Origin of the sequence: Streptomyces sp. AM8-1-1 (genome assembly GCF_032229325.1) — a bacterium.
Classification (GTDB): Bacteria; Actinomycetota; Actinomycetes; order Streptomycetales; family Streptomycetaceae; genus Streptomyces; species Streptomyces achmelvichensis.
This window is the reverse complement of record NZ_CP135086.1, coordinates 1,885,335-1,905,127: the sequence shown is the minus strand read 5'-3', so window position 1 is coordinate 1,905,127 and position 19,793 is coordinate 1,885,335. Positions and strand designations below refer to the sequence as shown.

13 protein-coding genes and 1 pseudogene are annotated in these 19,793 nt (G+C 70.1%); 10 read left to right on the top strand and 4 right to left on the bottom strand.

Annotation, left to right across the window (positions count from 1 at the left end):
- Window positions 1-169: 169 nt before the first annotated feature.
- Together RPQ07_RS08650 and RPQ07_RS08645 are read left to right on the top strand one after the other, a co-directional pair.
- Entirely contained in the window at window positions 170-1,132 is a 963-nt protein-coding gene (locus RPQ07_RS08650; protein WP_313943495.1) for a hypothetical protein, read from the top strand.
- Between the two features lie 37 nt (window positions 1,133-1,169).
- Window positions 1,170-2,291: an aminopeptidase P family protein gene (locus RPQ07_RS08645; RefSeq protein WP_313943494.1), complete on the top strand. Its 1,122-nt coding sequence runs from the start codon at window positions 1,170-1,172 to the stop codon at window positions 2,289-2,291.
- Window positions 2,292-2,542: 251 nt separating this feature from the next.
- On the opposite strand, the gene RPQ07_RS08640 is transcribed toward RPQ07_RS08645, so the two are convergent.
- Complete coding sequence (locus RPQ07_RS08640; protein ID WP_313943493.1) at window positions 2,543-3,547, bottom strand: aldo/keto reductase; 1,005 nt, start codon at window positions 3,545-3,547, stop codon at window positions 2,543-2,545.
- Between the two features lie 147 nt (window positions 3,548-3,694).
- Entirely contained in the window at window positions 3,695-4,396 is a 702-nt protein-coding gene (locus RPQ07_RS08635; protein WP_313943492.1) for a TetR/AcrR family transcriptional regulator, read from the bottom strand.
- A 103-nt stretch (window positions 4,397-4,499) separates the two neighbouring features.
- On the opposite strand from RPQ07_RS08635, the gene RPQ07_RS08630 reads away from it, so the two are divergent.
- From RPQ07_RS08630 to RPQ07_RS08615, 4 genes are all read left to right on the top strand, one after another.
- Entirely contained in the window at window positions 4,500-6,800 is a 2,301-nt protein-coding gene (locus tag RPQ07_RS08630; protein ID WP_313943491.1) for an MMPL family transporter, read from the top strand.
- Window positions 6,797-7,480 carry a DUF2993 domain-containing protein gene (locus RPQ07_RS08625; RefSeq protein WP_313943490.1) on the top strand — a complete coding sequence of 228 codons (684 nt, stop codon included), beginning with the start codon at window positions 6,797-6,799 and terminating at the stop codon, window positions 7,478-7,480. Before RPQ07_RS08630 ends, RPQ07_RS08625 begins: the two co-directional genes overlap by 4 nt.
- Window positions 7,481-8,069: 589 nt before the next feature.
- Window positions 8,070-12,578, top strand: a complete 4,509-nt coding sequence (locus RPQ07_RS08620; protein ID WP_413777716.1) for a ricin-type beta-trefoil lectin domain protein — start codon at window positions 8,070-8,072, stop codon at window positions 12,576-12,578.
- Window positions 12,579-12,682: 104 nt separating this feature from the next.
- Window positions 12,683-13,072, top strand: coding sequence for a hypothetical protein (locus RPQ07_RS08615; RefSeq protein ID WP_313943489.1), 390 nt, complete (start codon window positions 12,683-12,685; stop codon window positions 13,070-13,072).
- A 198-nt stretch (window positions 13,073-13,270) separates the two neighbouring features.
- On the opposite strand, the pseudogene RPQ07_RS08610 reads toward RPQ07_RS08615, so the two are convergent.
- Window positions 13,271-13,572: pseudogene (locus tag RPQ07_RS08610) on the bottom strand (galactokinase); the annotation flags it as partial.
- A gap of 514 nt (window positions 13,573-14,086) precedes the next feature.
- On the opposite strand from RPQ07_RS08610, the gene RPQ07_RS08605 reads away from it, so the two are divergent.
- The 3 genes from RPQ07_RS08605 to RPQ07_RS08595 all read left to right on the top strand — a co-directional run bounded on the left by RPQ07_RS08605 (window position 14,087) and on the right by RPQ07_RS08595 (window position 16,517).
- Window positions 14,087-14,284, top strand: coding sequence for a hypothetical protein (locus RPQ07_RS08605; RefSeq protein WP_313943488.1), 198 nt, complete (start codon window positions 14,087-14,089; stop codon window positions 14,282-14,284).
- 180 nt (window positions 14,285-14,464) lie between these two features.
- Window positions 14,465-15,775, top strand: a complete 1,311-nt coding sequence (locus tag RPQ07_RS08600) for a hypothetical protein (RefSeq protein ID WP_313943487.1) — start codon at window positions 14,465-14,467, stop codon at window positions 15,773-15,775.
- Between the two features lie 82 nt (window positions 15,776-15,857).
- Window positions 15,858-16,517, top strand: a complete 660-nt coding sequence (locus tag RPQ07_RS08595; RefSeq protein ID WP_313943485.1) for a hypothetical protein — start codon at window positions 15,858-15,860, stop codon at window positions 16,515-16,517.
- 42 nt (window positions 16,518-16,559) lie between these two features.
- Here RPQ07_RS08595 and treZ read toward each other — a convergent pair whose 3' ends face one another.
- Complete coding sequence (gene treZ, locus RPQ07_RS08590) at window positions 16,560-18,305, bottom strand: malto-oligosyltrehalose trehalohydrolase (RefSeq protein WP_313943484.1); 1,746 nt, start codon at window positions 18,303-18,305, stop codon at window positions 16,560-16,562.
- Window positions 18,306-18,395: 90 nt separating this feature from the next.
- Here treZ and RPQ07_RS08585 point away from each other — a divergent pair, with 90 nt between their 5' ends.
- Entirely contained in the window at window positions 18,396-19,769 is a 1,374-nt protein-coding gene (locus RPQ07_RS08585; protein ID WP_313943483.1) for a GH1 family beta-glucosidase, read from the top strand.
- Window positions 19,770-19,793: the final 24 nt, after the last annotated feature.

Sequence of the window (19,793 nt, the reverse complement as noted above, 5' to 3'; positions counted from 1 at the left end):
GACAGCCCGGCGCGCCCCTGTGCCGTCCGGGCATCGGCCCATGAGTCGGCACAGGCCGGGCAAAGCGCAGGCCACGACCCCTCTCCCGGGGGATCACCCGCCGATGGGGTGGGTACGCTCGGAGTCCAGGCAGGTCCGGTCCTGGCGGGCAAACGAAAGGGCTGATGACGTGGGGTTGTTCCGGCGGGGGCCGAAGCGCGACGGACTCGATGTGCCCCGGGACCCCGAGTTCTCCTTCTTCTCGGTCGACGAGGGTGCGCGCTTCCGGGGCCAGGTGCGGGAGGCTTTCGCGGAGCACGGCCTCGAAGTGACCGTGTTCGCCGATGTCGTCACCGACAGCGACGGACGTCAGTTCGGACTCGGCAATCTGGCCGCCGTCCTGCACAACGACGACCGCGGACCGCGTGCCTGGTCCGAGCTGGTCCGGCGGCACGTCGGCATGGTCCTGCGCACCATGAACGCGCCCTCCGCCCTGGACACCCTGCCGACGGAGCAGATCCGAGCCCAGCTCTACCCCCGGGTTGTCGGCCACGAGGGTTTCGATCCGCAGAATTTCGGCTACGCCCGCCCCCTCGCCCCCGGCCTCTTCGAGATCATCGCGCTCGATCTCCCGGAGAGCGTCATGATGCTCACCGACGAGGCCCTGGAGCCGCTCGGTGATCTGCCCTACCTCCGTGAGCAGGCGCTCTACAACCTGCGCGGTCTGCCGGTCGAGGGGCACGAGACGGTCAAGGGCGAGGGAGGTATGTGCTTCGAGGTCGTCCTCGGCGATTCCTTCTACACCGCGAGCCGCGTCCTCGCGCTGGAGAGCGTGGTCCGGCAGATCGGCGGCGAGCAGCTCACCGCCGACGGCGCCCTGGTGGCCATGCCGTTCCGGCACCAGCTCGCCTTCCACGCCATCCACGACACCGGTGTGATCCCCACGCTGAGCGCCATGACCTCGTTCGCGGCCTCCGGCTTCGCCGACACCCCCGGCGCGATCAGTCCGTACGTCTACTGGTGGCGCGACGGGACGCTCACCCAGCTCAGCGACCGGGACGAGGACGGCGACGGCCTGCGGATCGTCGTCGGCGAGGACTTCCAGGAGCTGCTGGAACGGCTCGTGGCCGAGGACGGCGGATACGGAGATTGAGCTCGCGCGGGATGTGAGCCGGAGGCAGGATGGGCTCATGCCGACGACTCCCGCGCCCTTCACCGCCGACGACTACCGGGCCCGGATGGCCCGCGCCGCCGAGGCCGCCGCCGCTGCGGGGCTCGACGGTCTGCTGATCGCTCCCGGGCCCGATCTCGTGCATCTCACCGGCTATCAGCCGGGGGTCACCGAACGGCTCACGCTGCTCGTCCTCGTCGCGGGCCGCGACCCGGTGCTCGTCGTTCCCAAGCTGGAGGCGCCGGACGCGGAGGGCGCCGTCGGCGGGCCCGCTCTCACGCTGCGCGACTGGACGGACGGCACCGACCCCTACGGGGTGACCGGGCCGCTGCTCCCTGCCGGCGGCCGGTTCGGCGTCAGCGACAACGCCTGGGCGATGCATCTGCTCGGTCTCCAGCGGCAGTTGCCGGATGCCTCGTACGCCTCGGTGACCGAGGTGCTGCCCATGCTGCGCGCGGTGAAGGACGGACCGGAACTGGAGCGGCTGGCCGCGGCCGGTGCCGCCGCGGACGCGACCTACGAGGAGATCCTCAAGGTCCGCTTCTCCGGGCGGAAGGAGTCGGACATCGCCGCCGATCTCGCCGGTCTGCTGCGGCAGTTCGGCCACTCGCAGGTCGACTTCACGGTCGTCGGCTCCGGGCCCAACGGCGCCAACCCGCACCACGAGGCGGGGGAGCGGACCATCGAGACCGGTGACATGGTCGTCCTCGACTTCGGCGGGCTGCTGGACGGCTACGGCTCCGACACCTCCCGCACGGTCCACGTCGGCGAGCCCGCCCCCGCCGAACAGCACATCCACGACGTGGTGCTGGAGGCCCAGCAGGCCGGCGTCGACGCGGTGAAGCCGGGTGTCGCCTGCCAGGAGGTCGACCGGGCCGCCCGCGAGATCATCGAAGAGGCCGGATACGGCGACCTGTTCATCCACCGCACGGGCCACGGCATCGGTGTGACCACGCACGAACCGCCGTACATGATCGAGGGCGAGGAGCAGCCGCTCGTCCCGGGGATGTGCTTCTCGGTCGAGCCGGGGATCTATCTGCCGGGCCGGTTCGGGGTCCGCATCGAGGACATCGTGACGGTGACGGAGACCGGGGGCCGCCGGCTCAACAACACGCCCCGCACCATGGCGATCGTCGACTAGGTCCTGTCGGGGCGATCTTCGAGGATCAGCCTGTGGCGTCAGATGCGGTGCATCGCACGGCGGTGGGGGCGCCCCCCGCCGGAGGCTGGGGGAGATCGTCCTCGTACTGGGCGTACTCGGGCGACTGAGACAACACAGCGTGGGGGCGCCTCCCGTGCCCGAAGGGCTACGGGGGAGTGCCGTAGCTGTCGTCACAGGCCCGACAAGATCGCCCGGACAGGACCTAGCGGCCCCGGGCCGGGTAATGCCGGCTACCGCGGGTCGTGGTGGGACAGCCGCGCCAGCATCTCGTACGGATACGGCAGCGGCCTGCGGCTCGCCTCGTCCAGCCGCGCCGACTGCGCGTCCGTCAGCTCGAATGAGACCGCCCCGAGATTCTCCTTCAACTGCTCGGCGTTCCGCGGGCCGATGATGGGAGCCGTCACCGCCGGCTGCTGCATCAGCCACCGCAGCGACACCTGCAAGGCCGTACGGCCGGTCTCCCGCGCCACCTCGTCGACCGCGTCGAGCGTCCGCCAGGTCTCCTCGGTGTCCCGCTCGCGCCAGCCCTCTTTGCCCGACTGCTCCTGGAAGTGGGCCTCACGCGAACCCGCGGGCACGGAGTCCATGCCGCGCCGGTACTTGCCCGTCAGCCAGCCGCCCGCGAGGGGGCTCCACGGAATGACGGCGATGCCCTGCTCCTCGCACATCGGCGCCAGCTCCCATTCCAGTTCGCGGCTGAGCAGGCTGTAGCGCGGCTGGAGACTGACGTACGGCTCCCAGCCGCGGAACTGTGCGAGATCCAGAGCCCGTTGAAGCTGAGACGGTGTCACATTGCTGGTGCCGACATAGCGGACCTTGCCCGACCGTACGAGCGTGTCCAGCGTCGCGAGAGTCTCCTCGAGCGGGGTGGTCGCGTCCCAGATGTGCGTCTGGTAGAGGTCGATGTAGTCCGTGCCGAGCCGCCGCAGGCTGGCCTCCACCGCGGCGATGATGTGTTTGCGGCTGAGCCCGCCGTCGTTCGGCGCCTCGCCCATCCGCCCCCACACCTTGGTCGCGATGACGAGATCGTCCCTGCGGCGTCCCTTCAGCCAGCGCCCGAGGATCTCCTCGGAGCCTCCCCGCGCATACATGTCGGCGGTGTCGATGAAGGTGCCGCCCGCCTCGGTGAAGGCGTCGAGGGCGCCGTGGCCGCTCGTGTCGTCGCCGAAGCTCATGGTGCCGAGGCACAGTTCGCTGACGCGCAGACCCGTCCTGCCGAGATTGAGTTGCTTCATGCTCCGAGACTAGGTCGTGTCCGCAACGTCTCGTCTGGGGCGCGGCGTCCTCCGACGGACGACGACACTTTGCGGACACTCCCCACGAGTTGGAGCGCTCTCGATCGCAGGACTCGTCCTCGGCCGATGTCGCCGGCGCAGGGAGATCTACGGGCTCGGCGCCGAGGCGGGCGCGTCGGTCGTCGCGAGCAGCGCGTGCACGGTCGTCTCCATCGCGCGCCGGGCCGTCGCGGTGTCCAGGCCGCTGCTGCGCCAGTGGTACCAGGCCCCCCAAGTGGTCACCCCATCCAGCCCGTTGAGCAGATCCGCCCGGCGGTCCGCGGGCAGCCGGTCGAGTTCCTCGGCGAAGATCTCGGCCAGGCGATCGCGCGCGAAGTCGTAGACCTCACGGGTCACCTGCTCGACGCGTTCCGACGGCTGGTCCTGGCGCATGATCGCCAGCCGCGTCGGGGTCATCCACTCCAGGATCCGGGAGCGCTGTTCGGCCATCGCCGCGACCCGCACACCGCGCGGACCGTCTGTCGGCAGCGGCTTGATCTGTGCGAACAGCTGCTCCAGCCGGCGGGTGATCGCGGTGTCGATGACCTGGGACATGTCGGCGAAGTGATGGAACACCAACCGCCGGGACACACCGGCCCGCTCGGCGACCCGGTCCGCGGAGAAGTGCGCCTCGCCCTCGTCGAGCAGCGCCAGCAGCGCGTCGGCGATCTTCTCGCGCGTCTGCCGCCCCCGCTCGGTACGCCCGTCCGGAGCGCGGGCTGGGGTGTTGCCCTCGCTGCCGCCCTGTGCCCGGCCCGGGGCACGCGTCTCGCCGCCCTCCGGTGACTGTCGCGCCGGCTGCTTCACCACGGTCCCTCCTGAAGTCTCGCTGTTGACATTGTTGCACTCGCGATGCAACGGTTCTGATTGCACGCCGAGTGCAATGAGTTCGTACGGAAGGGCGACAATCCTGATGCTCCTGTCCGTCGGGCGCTGGTGCGCCCGCAGACCCAAGAGAACCGTGGCCGCCTGGCTGCTGCTGCTCACCGCCCTGGCTGCCGCTGTCGGTGTCTTCGGGACGGTCACCAGCGAGGCCGTCACCATCCCGGGCAGCGACAGCCAGGCGGCCCGCGACGCGGGCGAGGCTTTCGGCGACGCGGCCTCCGGGCCGCAGCCCGTCCTGCTCCACACCACGGCCGGCGAGGCGGAACTGACCTCCTCGGCGCAGCGGGCGGCGGTCGAGGCGGCCGCGCGGGCCATCGCCGACGTGGACCACGTCGTGGCCGTCACCACCCCCTACGGCCGGGCGGGCGGGAGCGCCCTCAGCGCCGACGGCCGTACCGGCCGGATGCTGGTCGAACTCGATCTCACCGGGCGGGACATCACCCCCTCGATCACCCGCGGCATCGTCGACGCGGCCGGCCCCGCCGCCGACGCGGGCATCGAGGTCACGCCCGGCGGCGATCTCGCCGAGGCGGAGGACAAGGGCTCCACCGGGCACAGCGAGATCATCGGGCTCGGCGCCGCCTTCGTCGTCCTCGCCCTGGGCTTCGGCAGTCTCGTGGCGGCCGGGGTGCCGCTGCTCACGGGTGCGCTGGGGCTCGTCGGGTCCCTGTGCGTGGTCGGCCTGGTCGGACACCTCGTCGACATGCCGTCCTCGGGCACCACGATCGCGGCGATGATCGGCCTCGGTGTGGGCATCGACTACACGCTGTTCTGCCTGACCCGGTTCCGTGAACTGCTGGCCGCCGGGGCGGGCGTGGAGGACGCGGTCGCACGCACCATGGCCGGCTCCGGCAAATCGGTGCTCTTCGCCGGAGCCGCGGTCATCGCCGCGCTCGCCGGTCTCGCGCTGGGCGGGCTGCCGCTGCTGCACGCCCTGGCGCTGGCACCGGGGATCGCCGTACTGGTCGCGGTGGCGGCCACGCTGACGCTGCTGCCGGCGGTGCTGGCGCTGCTCGGGCCGAGGCTCGCACCGAAGCCCGTAACGGCACGCGTACCGAGGTTCATGGCGAAGCTCGCCTCGAAGCGTTCCGCGTCGCGGCCGGCGGGGAGCGACCGGGTCGCTGACGCGGGCGCCGGCACCGGCACCGACGCCCGCCCGCGCGGCTGGGGACGTATCGCCGAGTACGTCGCCGCCCGGCCGTGGCGCTGTCTGGCGGCCGGGCTCGTCCTGACCGGCGTCCTGGCCGCACCCGCAGCCCACTTGACGTTCGGTCAACTCGACGGCGGCGACCGGACCGTGGGCACGGCGAGCCGTACGGCGTACGACCGGACCGCGGCCGCCTTCGGCCCCGGCGCCAACGGGCCGCTCCAGGTCACCGGCACCCTGTCCGACCCCGCGGCCGCACCCGACGACCCGAGGCTCGCCCCGGTCACGGCCGCGCTGCGGACCACCCCCGGCGTCGCCGCGGTCGCACCGGCCGAACTGGCCGCCGACGGTCGCCACGCGCGCTGGCAGGTCACCCCCGAGACCGCGCCGGGGGATCCGGACACCGCCGCTCTCGTGCACCGGCTGCGGGAGGACACCCTGCCCGAGGCCACGGCCGGCAGTGGACTCGTCACGCATGTCGGCGGTGCGACGGCAGCCCAGGCCGACCTCAACGAACGCCTCGCCCGGCGGATGCCGCTGGTGGTCGGATTCGTCCTGGCGGTGGCGGGGCTGCTCCTCCTGCCCGCCTTCCGTTCCCCTGTCATCGCGGTGAAGGCCGCGGTGCTGAACCTGGTGTCCGTGGCGGCCGCCTACGGAGTGCTCACCGCGGTCTTCCAGTGGGGCTGGGGCGCGCAACTGATCGGCCTGGAGGGGGCCGTCCCGATACCCGGCTACGTACCGCTGCTGATGTTCGCGGTGCTGTTCGGGCTCTCGATGGACTACGAGGTCTTCCTGCTCAGCGCCATCAGGGCGGCGTATGTACGCGACGGCGACAACCGCGGTGCGGTGATCAGCGGCCTGGCGGGCACCGGCCGGATCGTCACCTCCGCGGCACTGATCATGGTCAGCGTCTTCCTGAGCTACGTACTGTCCGACGACCCTGTGGTGAAGATGTTCGGCATCGGACTGGCCGTCGCCGTGGCCCTGGACGCGACGGTCGCCCGCGGCATTCTCGTCCCGTCCACGATGGTCCTGCTCGGCCGCGTCAACTGGTGGCTGCCCGCCTGGCTGGACCGGCTGCTGCCGCACATGGACATCGAGGACGACGGCCACGGTCCGGCGCGACCACCGAAGGAAGCGGTCGCCGATGCGGCCCTCGCGAGTGACGGAAGTGCGTCATGACCCGCCTGTTCAGAGCGTGGCGCGGCCGGCGCCGCTGGACCGTTCTCGCGCTGTGCGCCGTGCTCGCCGCTCTGCCCATTGCCGACCGCGTCGCCGCCGGCGTCGCCGAGGAACGGATCGCCGACCGGGTCGCCGCCGTGAGCACCACGGTGGTCGGCACCCCGCAGGTACGGATCGACGGCTTCCCCTTCCTCCTGGGCGCGGCCCGTGGAACCTTCCCGCAGGTGTCGGTGCGGGCCGACGCGGTCACCGCCGAGGAGCAGCCCGTGCGCGCCGCGATAGAACTGCACGGCGTGACGGAGAAGGCCGGCACCTATACGGCGGCGAGCGCGGACGGACGATTCACGGTGCCCCTCGACTCGTTGGGCGGCAATTCCGGCGGTGCCGCGTCGCTCTCCGCCGACGAGGACGGACGGCTGCGTATCGAGGGGGTGCGCGGGCTCCCGCTGACCGTGACGGCGGAACTGCGGCTCACCGGACGCACCATCACGGCGGTCCCGGTGTCGGCCTCGTTCGCGGGACGCCCCCTCGACCCGTCCGCTCCCCGGATCGCCCGGGCCTTCGCGGAACGGGACCGCGTGGTACCGGTTCTGCCGGCGGGCCTCAGCCCGACGGATGTGACGGTCGGGGAGTTGGGGGTGACGGTGCACGCGCGGGGGGAGGATGTGCGGCTGGGCTGACGGCGGTCGCGTCGCAGCAGTGGCCCGTCGGGGGCGGGGTCGGACAGGGCTGAATATCGGTCAAGTTTTGGCCAGGACATGACCTCTGGTTCCGTTCTGTATTCACAGGAACTTCATAGATAACTCCCGGCGTGAGCACGGGATTTCCACAGATGGGCGCGTGGCGACCCTCGCTCATGTCTTCGAGTCGTGAGCCCGGGATGCTCAAGTTATCCCTTGCCCAAGGGCGTTGACCTGTGTCTATGGTGATCACCGCGCACGCGCGGCGGTCCCTGACCGCTCCGCCGTGACGTACGCGCATCAGCCGGCGGCCGGGGGAACAGTGCCGCCACGGGGAGGGGACCGCCATGCCGCGACACCGGCTCACTGTGTGCGCCGCCTGCTGTCCCCGTCCCCGTGCCGGCAAAACGGGCTGATCAGCCCACACCGCCTCTGCCTCATCCGGACAGTGACCCCCGCCTGCCCCACGTACGCGACGAAGGATGCCCTCTTGCGCTCCAGACCTGGGTTGTTCAGACCCCGATCACGAAGATCTGCGATTTTCACCTCTGTCGTCACGTCCGTTGCCGGCTTGGCCGTCCTCGGCGGCTTGGCCGTCCAGCCTGACGTGCTCAACCAGTTCGCCGCACAGCGCACGGCCACGGCGAGCGAATCCGAGGACTGGTTCGAGGACACCGCCGCGGAACAGTTGCGGCAGGACCAGTGCCTGATGAGCGATGTGCTGCGGCTGGGTGGGCCGTCCATGGCCGCCGTCGCGCAGGACGGGCTCAACCAGCCGCAGGACAAGCTCCACGAGCTGGCGAACCGGGAGCACTGGGAGGACACGCCGCTGGCGCAGGCGTACAACAAGGACAAGGAGGCGGCCTCCAAGGAGCTGGAAGCCGTTCATGCTCTGCGAGGCACGTGGAAGAAGCCGCTCGACGGTCTTGAGACACCGCGCGGCTTCACCGACGCCGACTTCCACTGGCCTCCGGGCTCGCCGGGAGACGGCAAGGACGACTTCTACGGTCAGACGGGTCTGACGAAGTGGACCGCCGACCGGTTCTGGAAGAGCGACAGCGACTTCTACGAGGACCCCACCCCCAAGGCCGACGCCGCGACGGCGAAGGCCGTCAAGGACCTCGGCCTGCCGCTGTACGGCAAGGAGCCCGATCCGCAGCTGCCCGAGTGGGACCGACAGGTCGCTGAGCACGGAGCTTTCGACTACCTGACGGACTGGTCGCTGGAGCCGACGGGTGCGGACAACGCCCGTCTGTTCCTCGCCTCCGGCGGGTTCCCTCGCACGGCGCCGCAGCCGGGCACGGCGGAGCACCGCATCGCGGTCGAGGACTTCAAGACCCGGTTCGCCGCGTGCACATGGCGTGATCCGATCGACCCGAACAAGGCGCTGGGCGGTATCTCCACCACCGCCGCCACGGAGTGGCAGCAGGAGATCGCCTCTCAGGCCGTTCAGCGCAACCAGCTCCTGACGTCCAACAAGGATGCCACCAAGGCGCTGGCCACCGGGGCAAAGGCCCTGGGGGACATGCTGGGTCATTCCTGGGTTGCCGACCATCTGGCTCGCTGGCAGGACTACTGGTCCGCCGGTGGGCTGGGCTGGATCGGTGACAGCTACGCGACGATCGAAGTGCCGGGCGCGAAGGGCATGTGCCTGGACGTCGCAGGCGGTGCCAAGACCAACGGCACGCCGATCCAGATCTACACCTGCAACAACGGCGCGGCCCAGCAGTGGACGCTGGAGGGCAGCGAGGACGACCTCCACCTGCGCAATGTCGGCTCGCAGAAGTGCCTGGACGTGGCCGGGAACGCGTCGGCGAACGGCACGAAGATCCAGATCTCGGACTGCTACAAGTCCAAGGGACAGTCGTGGAAGGGCGACGTCCGTGCGTCCTCGCCGCTGAAGAGCGTCACCACGGGCAAGTGCCTGGACCTCAGCTCGTTCACCAAGAGCACGGACGCGCGGCTGTACGACTGCAAGGACGCCAGTGCGCAGAAGTTCCTGATCAAGCCGTCCGGCCACAAGGGCACGGACAGCCTGTCGTACCCGGACAAGGCGCAGTTCGACAAGGCGAAGAAGGGCATCACCGACACCCAGGCGGCGGCGAAGAAGCAGCTCGCCACGCTCAAGGCGCAGTTGGAGAGTGCCAAGCAGGCGGCCACCGTGTCCGACACCGCGGAGAAGGCCGCGTACGGCATCGCGGACGCCGCTGGGGCGCCGCGGGGCCGTGGGCTGCTGGTGGGTCAGCAGAAGGCACAGGTCACCAAGGGTTCCGTGGCCGCCCTGACCGCGATGGTGAAGGCCGGTGAGACGGCGGAGGCGGCGACCCGGTCGTCCGCGGGCGACAGCGAGACGATCGCGCAGCGCGCGCTGGCGCAGGCCGCGCAGTCGAAGGCGGAGTTCCGCAAGGAGGCCGCGCACACCGCCGAGTTGCAGGCCAAGGCCGCGGCGGATGCGGCCAAGATCCACCGGGACAACGCGAAGAAGGACAAGGAGACCGCGGAGGCCAAGCTCACCGAGGCGCTGAAGGCCGAGGCCGATGCCAAGGCGGCTGCCGCGGAGGCGCACGCAAAGCGGCTCGCGGCCGAGGCCGAGGAGAAGACGGCCAAGGCGGAGAAGGACACCGCCGCGGCCAAGCAGGCCGAGGCCAACCAGCACAAGCAGACCGCGCAGGCCGAGGCGACGAACGCCAAGGAGGCCAAGGAGAAGGCCGAAGCCGCCGAGGCCACCGCGGTCGAGAAGAAGAACGGCGCGGTCAAGGCCCGCGACAAGGCCCGCGAGTTGCGGGACGACGCGTGGGACGCCGCGCAGAAGGCCGACGCGGCGCGCGCCAAGGCGGATGCGAAGGAGGCGTTCGCGCAGGCGCACGAGTCCGACAGCAATGCCCAGGAGTCCAGGGCGGCTGCGGACGCGGCGAGCGCTCACGCCGACGACGCCGAAGCGGCTGCCGGCCGTGCTCGCACCGCGGCGGATGCCGCGACCGACGCGGCCGCCGAGGCGGACGCGGCGGCGACCCGTGCGGAGGCAGCGGCCAAGCGGTCCCGTGCACACGCGGACGACGCCCAGGCCGCAAAGCTCAAGGCCGATGCCGCGGTGAAGACCGCGACGAGCGCGGCGGCCGACGCCATCGACGCGTCCGAGCACGCCTCCGGCGAGGCCAAGTCGGCCGTCAAGCTGGCGGAGGAGGCGGAGAAGCTGGCCAAGGCCGCCAAGTCGCATGCGGACGAGGCATTCAAGGAGGCCGGCAAGGCGCTGGTCGCCTCTGCGAAGGCCGCGGGCTTCGCCCATGTCACCGCGCAGGCCGCGGTCGACGCGGGCAACGCAGCGGCCCAGGTCGCCAAGCCGGCGAACGACGCGATCCAGCTCGGCTCGCCGTATGTCACCACCGACTCGGCCGCGAGCCTGGTCGTGCTGACCGGGCAGGCGTCGAAGTCGATCGCGGAACAGCAGAAGGCCGTCGCGGACGCCCACGCCAAGAACGCACAGGCCGAAGCGGCCGCCGCGAAGAACCTCGCCGAACAGGCAACGGGCGACGCGAAGATCGCCTACCAGTACGCGGCCAACGCAGCCGGTCATGCGGCGAACGCCCGCACCTACTCCAAGGAGGCTCTGGGCTACGCGGCCGACGCAGCAGCCGCCGCCGCCAAGGCATCGGCGTCCCTGGCCCGCACGGTCGAGTACGACCGCAAGGCCACCGTGGACGCGGCCGCGGCCGACCAGGCGGCGGGCCGTGCCGAGGGCTACGCCCAAGCCGCGCGGGACTCCGCCGACCAGGCCGCGCTCGACGCCCAGGCCGCCCGCGACGCCGCAGCCGCGGCGGAGCAGTCGGCCAAGGACGCACGCGCAGCCGCGAACCGCGCCGACGCCGCAGCGACCGAGGCCGAGCAGGCCGCCAAGGACGCACTGAAATACGCCAAGGAGGCCCAGGAGGCCGCGAAGCAGGCCGAGAACGCGGGGAACACCGGCCAGATCGAGACCGGGACGGTTCCTGACCAGGCCGGCGGACCCATCGGAGGCGTGTTCTACGTCGTCAACCACATCGAGCAGGTCGGCAAGCCGCAGGTCTTGAAGAAGACCGACGGCTGCGACGGCTGGTGGGACCAGCTCGCCTACGACGGCGACTGCACGATGACCGAGAAGATCGGATACAAGGCCGACCTCGACCTGTACATGTGCGCCACGGAGGTATGGGAGAACACGTGCCCCTCCGCGGACACGCTCCACCTGGGCGAGCACAAGACGGACACGCTGTACACCGAGGTCACGCACAACATCACGATCGCGGAGTACCAGCAGGGCGTCGACCCCGTCGACATCCTGTTCGGCAGCTGGATCCGATGCGCCCAGAAACTCACCCCCGGTGGTGAGAACGGGAGCTGGGGCGGTTGCGCCTGGGCCGTGGTCGATGTGGCCCTACTGTTCGCAGGCAAGATCATCCGTCCCATCGCGGACGCCGTCCGGGCGGTGGACGGTGCCGCCAGGACCGGAATCGGATTCATCGACGCGTGGAAGGCGCTGAGCGCCCTCAGGCTTTCCGACGCCGCTATGGCCGGAATCGCCGGGAAGATGGCGGAGAGGTTCTACACCGCCTGCCGGAAGGCTTCGCGGGTCGCCTCTGTCGGGCCGAAGTCGCGGGTCGCGGCCGTCGCTCCGATGGGCAGCATCGGAAGCCCGGTTCCCGAGTATTCCTGCGAAGGGCTGATCGCGTACAACAGCACCGAACTCTCCAACATGGCCTATCGGGCCAGAATCGAGTCGGGTTTCGGTGTCTTCGGCAACAGGAATGTGGCCGTCGCGAGGGTGCCGGGCTGGAATGACCCGAAGACCGGCGACCTCGTCATCGGTTTCAGTAAGGGGGGCGGGTTCCACGCGGAAGACGACATCCTTACTCAGCTGGCTGCAAAGGATGTCTCACCGAAGCAGATCAACGCGCTCTACACCGAACGGCAGCCGTGCCCCGTGTGCGGACCGAATCTGGAGAACCTCCTCAAGGAGGGCACGGAGATCACGTGGTCCGTACAGTGGGGATCGAACGGATTGATGAACAAGGCGTTCGAAAAAATTCTGGCCGGTATGATCCAGGCCCAGGGGCGCCCCTAGGTCCTGATCTCGGCCGGCTAGCCCCGTAGGATGTAATGGGGTGGGGACCCGATGGGTCACCCACCCCTTCTCCTAAACTCATGGCGAAATGACAGCAGGTAGAGATGTTCGAAATCAAAAAGGCGAGCGAGGCGGAGATCGCCGAACGGAACGATCTGGCCGGAAAGGTGGCCGAAGCGTTGGCGATGGCCGGATTCACCGTGCACCAGGACGTAAACGATGCGTCTGCGGCGCTGGGCGCGATGGTCTGGGTGGACCCGGCAGATGACTCCAGGGGAGGGGTCTTCGTCCAGTGGCTGATCAGTTCGTCCCTCAGTCTCGCTGCAGCGGAGAGTGCGCAGAAGGGCGAGATCCAGTCGTCGGCATTCCGGCAGTTCAGCTTTGTGACCGAGCACATGTACGCGACGTTGATCGCAATTCTCGGATCCGCGGGCTTTCAGGCTGGTGATGCCGATGACGACATGACTCCCTACCTGATCCGCGTTGAAAGCTGATCTCCGAGGGAGGGCCGGCTGGTCTCGCAGTGGTCGCCGCGGCGCACGAAGGCGGCATACTGCATTAAAGCGGTGCCAGGTCAGCCGTGGACAGCCGCGAGAGTCGTCCGCCGCGGTCGCAGATGCACACGTTCGCGACGCACCTCACCGACGCTCTCACGGACGTGCTCCTCCTCGCTGAGAGCCGAACGGCCCGCGTCACGAAAGCCGACGCGCTCCCGCCGACGGCACCGCCGTGAACACCCGGGGTGTTTCCAGCGACCGCGCCTCGAAGGCGTCGACGACCGCCTTGCTCACGACGGACGCCGACGACGACTCCGTCAGCACGATCGCCGAACCGCCGAAGCCGCCGCCCGCCATCCGGGCGCCCAACGCGCCCGCGGCCAGTAACGTGTCCACCACCAGATCCAGTTCGGGCGGGAGATCCTGAAGTCGTCCCGCAGCGAGGCATGCCCGCCGGTCAGGACCGGTCCAGGGCATCGACCTCGACCCGTCGACATTCTCTTAGGCAGCTGGATCCGATGCGCCCAGAAACTCACCCCCGGTGGTGAGAACGGGAGCTGGGGCGGTTACGCCTCGGCCGTGGTGGATGTGGCGCTACTGTTCGCAGGCAAGATCATCCGCCCGATCGCGGATGCAGTCCGGGCGATGGACGCTGCCGCCAGGACCGGAGTCGGATTCATCGAACGCGTGGGCGGCCCTGCGCTCCCTCCGGTTGTCCGAGGTCGCCGTCGCGAGCATCGCCAGCAAGATCATGCAGGCGGTGTACGAGGCGTGTGAATCAGCTACTTGGAGGGCGCTGTCGGCCGCGGGCGCTCGGGCGTTCGCTGCCCAGAGCTCGTCTCAGGAGTGCATAGAGAGGGTCCTCAGGGACCTGGTGAAGGACGGAGAGCACAACGTCCTCGGCATCAACCCCCCGCGCGGACGACCTGGCCCAACGGGGAGCCGGTGCCGTGATCAAGAGAGGGCTTCGGGCATGACCACATCCGGCGCGCCAGTCCGGAGGAGTTCGCGGTGCTGGCGGAGCGGCACGGGCTGGAGCCCGAGGAAGCGATCTACACCTGGATGCTGGACCCTGACAGTGACAGCTTCGTTGTCGGCAGCCCTCCGGACTGGCGCGAGGCGGAGTACGCAATGATGGGCGGCCGGGAGTCGCTGTGCGCCGGGCCCTGGCCACCGGACTTCCCGACGGATTCGGGAAACCTTTTCTGACGCCTCGGCGACGCGGACACGAAAGGTGAGGGCGGCACCCGCATCGCGGGTGCCGCCCCTCAGCCGGTTACTCCTGGTCCAGCATCGAACGCGACTCGAACTCGAAGCAGACAGAGCCGGGCAGGCCTGGACGCGGGCCCCCTCACGATGAGGGGGCCCGTCCCCGGTGAAAGGTGTGTGATGGTTCGGCCCCGCGAGGTGTACTACTACGACTTCGGTGCGGACTTCGGGCTCAGCGGCCTCGCGGAAACCCTGTCCTCCCGTACGAACCTGCGTCTCGACGATCCGGTGGTGCTCGCCCTCGCTGCGAAGGCGGCCGAGGAGGACGAGGACGATCAGCTCGGCAAGGACGTACGGCTACTGCTGGATTCTTCGCTTTCGGACACGACGATCCATGCCCTGTGGCTGGCTGCCGCGCGAAGGTGTTTCGATCCGGTTGAGCTGGGTTCGAACGTGCGCGCCTGGCTGCGCCGCATCTCGGATGTATGCCCGCCGCAGGTCCGGGGGAGGGATCCGTTCGAAGCCAAGGTGCTGGACGCGGAACGACCGGTGGTAGCCGAGGAGGAACTGCGCGCAGCCGTGGCGGCGGAGATCGACCGGGCCGCAGCCGGCCTGGAAAGGGCTGTCGCGGTCACCGGCATTGTCGCGGCGCTGCACCAGGTGGTGGCTCAGGTCGACGCCGACCTCGGTCTGCGAATGTTTCTGCGGGCAGCCAAGGCGTACTCCATGCCGATCGGGATGGTGCAGTACGACCGGCTGATGGCGATCGGTGAACGACTGGCCTATCCGGCAGCCGCCGTCTACAAGGATCTGAACGTGTCGTGGGCACCGATCGATTCGAGCTGGCGTGACTTCGAGCTGGGGCGCTTCGGACTACCGATCCTCGCGGCCGTTTTCCAGGGACCCGGGTGGCCGTACGTCGGCACCGTGCGGGAGAACATCGAGAACGTCACCACTGCCGACTCCGGATACGTTCCCGGCTCCTACGCGTCCGTGCTGCTGGAAGACGTGCAACGGCTGTTGCATTCCACTCTGCCGGACGACGCTGTCACCGCGCTGTGGCGGGCGGCTTCGGGACGGTGGAACAACACCGACGAGTTCGACGCGGACGGCCGGACATGGCTCCGGCAGATCGCCGACGTGTGCCGTGAGCACCTGAAGAACGTCGACCCCACTTACACCCCCGTTGTGTCGCCCGCCCGGACCGAGTTGGCGCAGACGGTCCTCGCGGAGGTCAGGCAGATGGTCCCGAACGTGACGGACAGGACCGAAGAGACCGGCGCCGCGACCCTGCGGAACGCCGTGGAGGCGCTGCAAGAGGTGGTCATGGCCGTCGACCCCGACCTGGGTTTTCGCCTGTTCCTGCAGATGGTCGGTGCGTGCGAGATCGCTGTCCCTGAGGGCCCGCGCACCCGCTACAAGGCGATCGCCGATCAACTGGGCTACAGCGATGACCATATTGACGAGCGTTTGCCACCGGGCCCGGCGTGATCCGCTGAGCCCGCTGCCGCCGGGAGGAGGCAGTCGACGGACACCGAGTACCCACGTCCCACCCGCAGCAGGAGACGGAACCATGACGCATCCACACCGGCATCTCGGTGTCGACATCGGCCTCAGCGGGCTGATCAAGTGGATCCGCTACCCCTTGGTCAACAGTGAGGCCGCAGGCCTGGAGGTCGTCGGGAGTGTCGCCGACCGCTTCGACGGTGCGGTCGCCCACCAGCTTCTGCGGGACTGTCTCGTGCTACTGGACTCACCTCTGTCCAGTCGGGACGTCGAGATCCTTTGGCTGGCGGGGACGTTCCGGGAATTCGACCTGGAACGCCTCGGCATCGACGGGCGAGTGTGGCTGCGCCGGATCGCTGGCATCTGTACCGACCGGATCCGGCGCGACGACCCCTCCTTCGAGCCCGAGGCTGTCGCCCCGATCGTGGACGACGCGACGAAAGAGTCGGTCCGGGCCGAGATCACGTCGGTCGGGCCTGCCCTGGAGCAGGCCACAGCCCACCACTCCTACAACGCGCTCGACGGTGTCGTCCCGGCCCTGGAACAGGCAGCGGACATCGAGGCGGACCTCGGGTTCCGGCTGCTGCTCCGGGCCCTGAAGGCGTACTCCGTACCGATCAGCGAGGCCCGGTACGAGCGCTACCTCGCGCTCGGGGACGAACTCGGCCTCGGTGAGGACGTCGTGGACGACACGGATGTCAACACCTGGTCCGACCTGGTCGATTGACCGCGCCCCCGCCGCCGGAAAGCCGCACCGCACAGGCAGGCCTCACCCGTCCGCCAGCACCACACACGACTCCGCCGGCAGGTGCAACACCCCGTCCCCGCCCGGCGGTTCGACCGCTTCCCACGCCGCCAGCACCCTCCCCCCGCCTCCCAGCGGGATCGCCGCCGGTTCCTTCGACAGGTTGACCGCCACCCGCAGATCGCCGCGTCGGTAGGCCAGCCAGCGCGCCTGTTCGTCGAACGCCACCTTCACCGCGGCCAGGTCCGGGTCCGCCAGGTCCGACTGGGCGTGGCGCAGGGCGATCAGTTCGCGGTGCCAGGCCAGCAGCCGGGCGTGCGGGTCGCGGTCGCGTTCCGCGCGGTCCAGGCAGGAGCGGTCCCGGGTGGCCGGGTCCTGGGGGTCCGGGATCTCCTCCTCCGGCCAGCCGTGTTCTCCGAACTCCCGCCGCCTGCCGTTGCGTACGGCTTCGGCGAGTTCCGGGTCGGTGTGGTCCGTGAAGAACTGCCAGGGCGTACGGGCGCCCCACTCCTCCCCCATGAACAGCATCGGGGTGAACGGCCCGGTCAGTACCAGCGCGGCCGCGCAGGCCAGCATCCCGGGGGAGAGGGAGGCCGAGAGCCGGTCGCCGAGTGCCCGGTTGCCGATCTGGTCGTGCGTCTGGGCGTAGCCGAGGAAGCGGTGGGCGGGCGTGGCGGCCACGTCCAGGGCGCGGCCGTGGGTGCGGCCGCGGAAACTGGAGTACGTGCCGTCGTGGAAGAAGCCGTGGGTGAGGGTCCTGGCGACGGCCGCGAGCGGCGCTGCGGCGAAGTCGGCGTAGTAGCCCTGGGACTCGCCGGTCAGGGCGGTGTGCAGGCCGTGGTGGAAGTCGTCGTTCCACTGGGCGTGCAGGCCGATGCCGCCCGCGTCGCGCGGTGTCGTCGTGCGCGGGTCGCACAGATCCGACTCGCCGATCAGGAACAGCGGGCGCCCCACCTCTGCGGAGAGTCCGTCGACCGCCGCCGCGAGCTCCTCCAGGAAGGTGAGCGCCCGGTGGTCGACCAGGGCGTGCACGGCGTCGAGGCGCAGGCCATCCAGCCGGTAGTCCCTCAGCCAGGCGAGCGCGCTGCCGAGCAGGAAGGTGCGGACCTCGTCCGAGCCGGGGGCATCGAGGTTGACCGCCGAGCCCCAGGGCGTGGTGTGGGTGTCGGTGAGGTAGGGGCCGAAGGCGGGCAGGTAGTTGCCGGACGGGCCGAAGTGGTTGTGGACCACGTCCAGCACCACGCCGAGGCCGTGCGAGTGCGCCGTGTCGACGAAGCGCTTCAGTGCCTCCGGGCCGCCGTACGGCTCGTGCACGGCCCACAGTGACACCCCCTCGTAGCCCCAGCCGTGCACCCCGGGGAACGGGCAGAGCGGCATCAGCTCGATGTGGGTGATGCCCAACTCGGCCAGTTCGCCCAGACGTTCGGCCGCCGCGTCGAGTGTTCCCTCGGGGGTGTATGTGCCGATGTGGAGCTCGTACAGCACCGCACCCCGCAGACCTTTCCCGGTCCAGGCATGGCGCCACACATAGGTGTCATGCCGCACCAGCGCGCTCGGGCCGTCCGGGCCGTCGGGCTGGCGGCGCGAGCGGGGGTCGGGCAGCACCGGGCCGCCGTCCAGCGAGAAGCCGTAGCGGGCGCCGTCGTCGGCCTCCGCCTCGGCGGTCCACCAGTCCCTGCGCTCTGCGTCCCTGGCCATCGGGCGCTCGGCGCCCTCCAGCCACAGCGTGACCTGCTCCTCGGCCTGCGGTGCCCATACCTCGAACAGCACTGGCGGTCCCCTCGTCGTCGATGCCGACCCCCATCCTGACAAGGCCGGGGTCTGGAGGGGGTGACGTTGCGGCCATTAAGGTCAACGGCTATGTCATCGGTCAGGTCCATGCCACCGCTGCCCGCCTTTCCACCCGGCTTCCTGTGGGGCGCCTCCGCTTCCGCCTTCCAGACGGAAGGGGCCGCGGACACCGACGGCAAAGGGCCGTCGGGATGGGACGCCTTCGCGGCCCGGGGCCGTATCAAGGACGGTTCCGACGCCTCGCGCGGCACCGGCTTCCACGAGCACTACCGCGAGGACGTCGCCCTGCTCGCCGGACTCGGCGCGGACGCCTTCCGGTTCTCCGTCAGCTGGCCGCGGGTCGTGCCCGGCGGCAGCGGTCCGGTCAATGCGGCCGGGCTCGGCTTCTACGACCGGCTCGTCGACGAACTGTGCGCGAACGGCATCATCCCGGCGCCCACGCTGTACCACTGGGACACCCCGCTCCCGCTGGACGAGGCGGGAGGCTGGCTGAACCGGGACACCGCGTACCGCTTCGCCGACTACGTCTCCGCGGTCGCCGACCGCCTCGCGGACCGCGTCCCCATGTGGATCACCGTCAACGAGCCCGCCGAGGTCACCCTGCTCGGCTACGCACTCGGCGAGCACGCCCCCGGCAGACAACTGCTGTTCGACGCCCTGCCCGCCGCCCACCACCAGTTGCTCGCCCACGGACTCGGGGTCCAGGCCCTGCGGGCGGCCGGCGCGACGAACGTCGGCATCGCCGTGTCGCACTCGCCCGTACGGGCCGCGAGCGCCGGGGAGGAGGACCGGTTCGCCGCGGACCTCTACGACACGCTGACCAACTGGCTCTTCGCCGACCCGGTCCTCACCGGCGCCTACCCCGACGAGAGCCTCGCCGCGCTGATGCCCGGCCCGGTCGCCGAGGATCTCGCCGTCATCGCCGCTCCGCTCGACTGGTACGGCGTGAACTACTACCACCCCATGCTCGTCGGAGCCCCCGCCCAGGACGCGCTCGATGACTTCGCGGGGGTCGGTATGCCGGCCGAACTGCCCTTCGGGCTGCGGGAGACACCGAGCGAGGAGCGCACGGCCTTCGGCTGGCCCGTCGTCCCCGACGGACTGCGCGAGATGCTGATCCACCTCAAGGACCGCTACGGCGACCGCCTGCCGCCGGTGTACATCACGGAGAACGGCTGCTCCTACGACGGACTGGACGACCATCGCCGGATCACGTTCCTCGACGCGCATCTGCGGGCACTGCACCGGGCCGTCGACGAGGGGGTCGATGTTCGCGGCTACTTCACCTGGTCGCTCACCGACAACATCGAATGGGTCGAGGGTGCCTCCCAGCGCTTCGGTCTCGTCCACATCGACTACGCGACGCTGCGGCGCACGCCCAAGGCCTCGTACGCCTGGTACCGGGACGTGATCGCGGCCCAGCACGCCGTACGGCCGCGGTGACGGCCGCACTGGACCCCTCGCCAT

Bases quoted from the DNA above. Each gene is read 5' to 3' on its own strand.
- RPQ07_RS08615 (WP_313943489.1), top strand. From the start codon at position 12,683: ATGTTCGAAATCAAAAAGGCGAGCGAGGCGGAGATCGCCGAACGGAAC.
- RPQ07_RS08595 (WP_313943485.1), top strand. From the start codon at position 15,858: ATGACGCATCCACACCGGCATCTCGGTGTCGACATCGGCCTCAGCGGG.
- RPQ07_RS08625 (WP_313943490.1), top strand. From the start codon at position 6,797: ATGACCCGCCTGTTCAGAGCGTGGCGCGGCCGGCGCCGCTGGACCGTT.
- RPQ07_RS08645 (WP_313943494.1), top strand. From the start codon at position 1,170: ATGCCGACGACTCCCGCGCCCTTCACCGCCGACGACTACCGGGCCCGG.
- RPQ07_RS08600 (WP_313943487.1), top strand. From the start codon at position 14,465: ATGGTTCGGCCCCGCGAGGTGTACTACTACGACTTCGGTGCGGACTTC.
- RPQ07_RS08640 (WP_313943493.1), bottom strand. From the start codon at position 3,547: ATGAAGCAACTCAATCTCGGCAGGACGGGTCTGCGCGTCAGCGAACTG.
- RPQ07_RS08585 (WP_313943483.1), top strand. From the start codon at position 18,396: ATGTCATCGGTCAGGTCCATGCCACCGCTGCCCGCCTTTCCACCCGGC.
- RPQ07_RS08630 (WP_313943491.1), top strand. From the start codon at position 4,500: ATGCTCCTGTCCGTCGGGCGCTGGTGCGCCCGCAGACCCAAGAGAACC.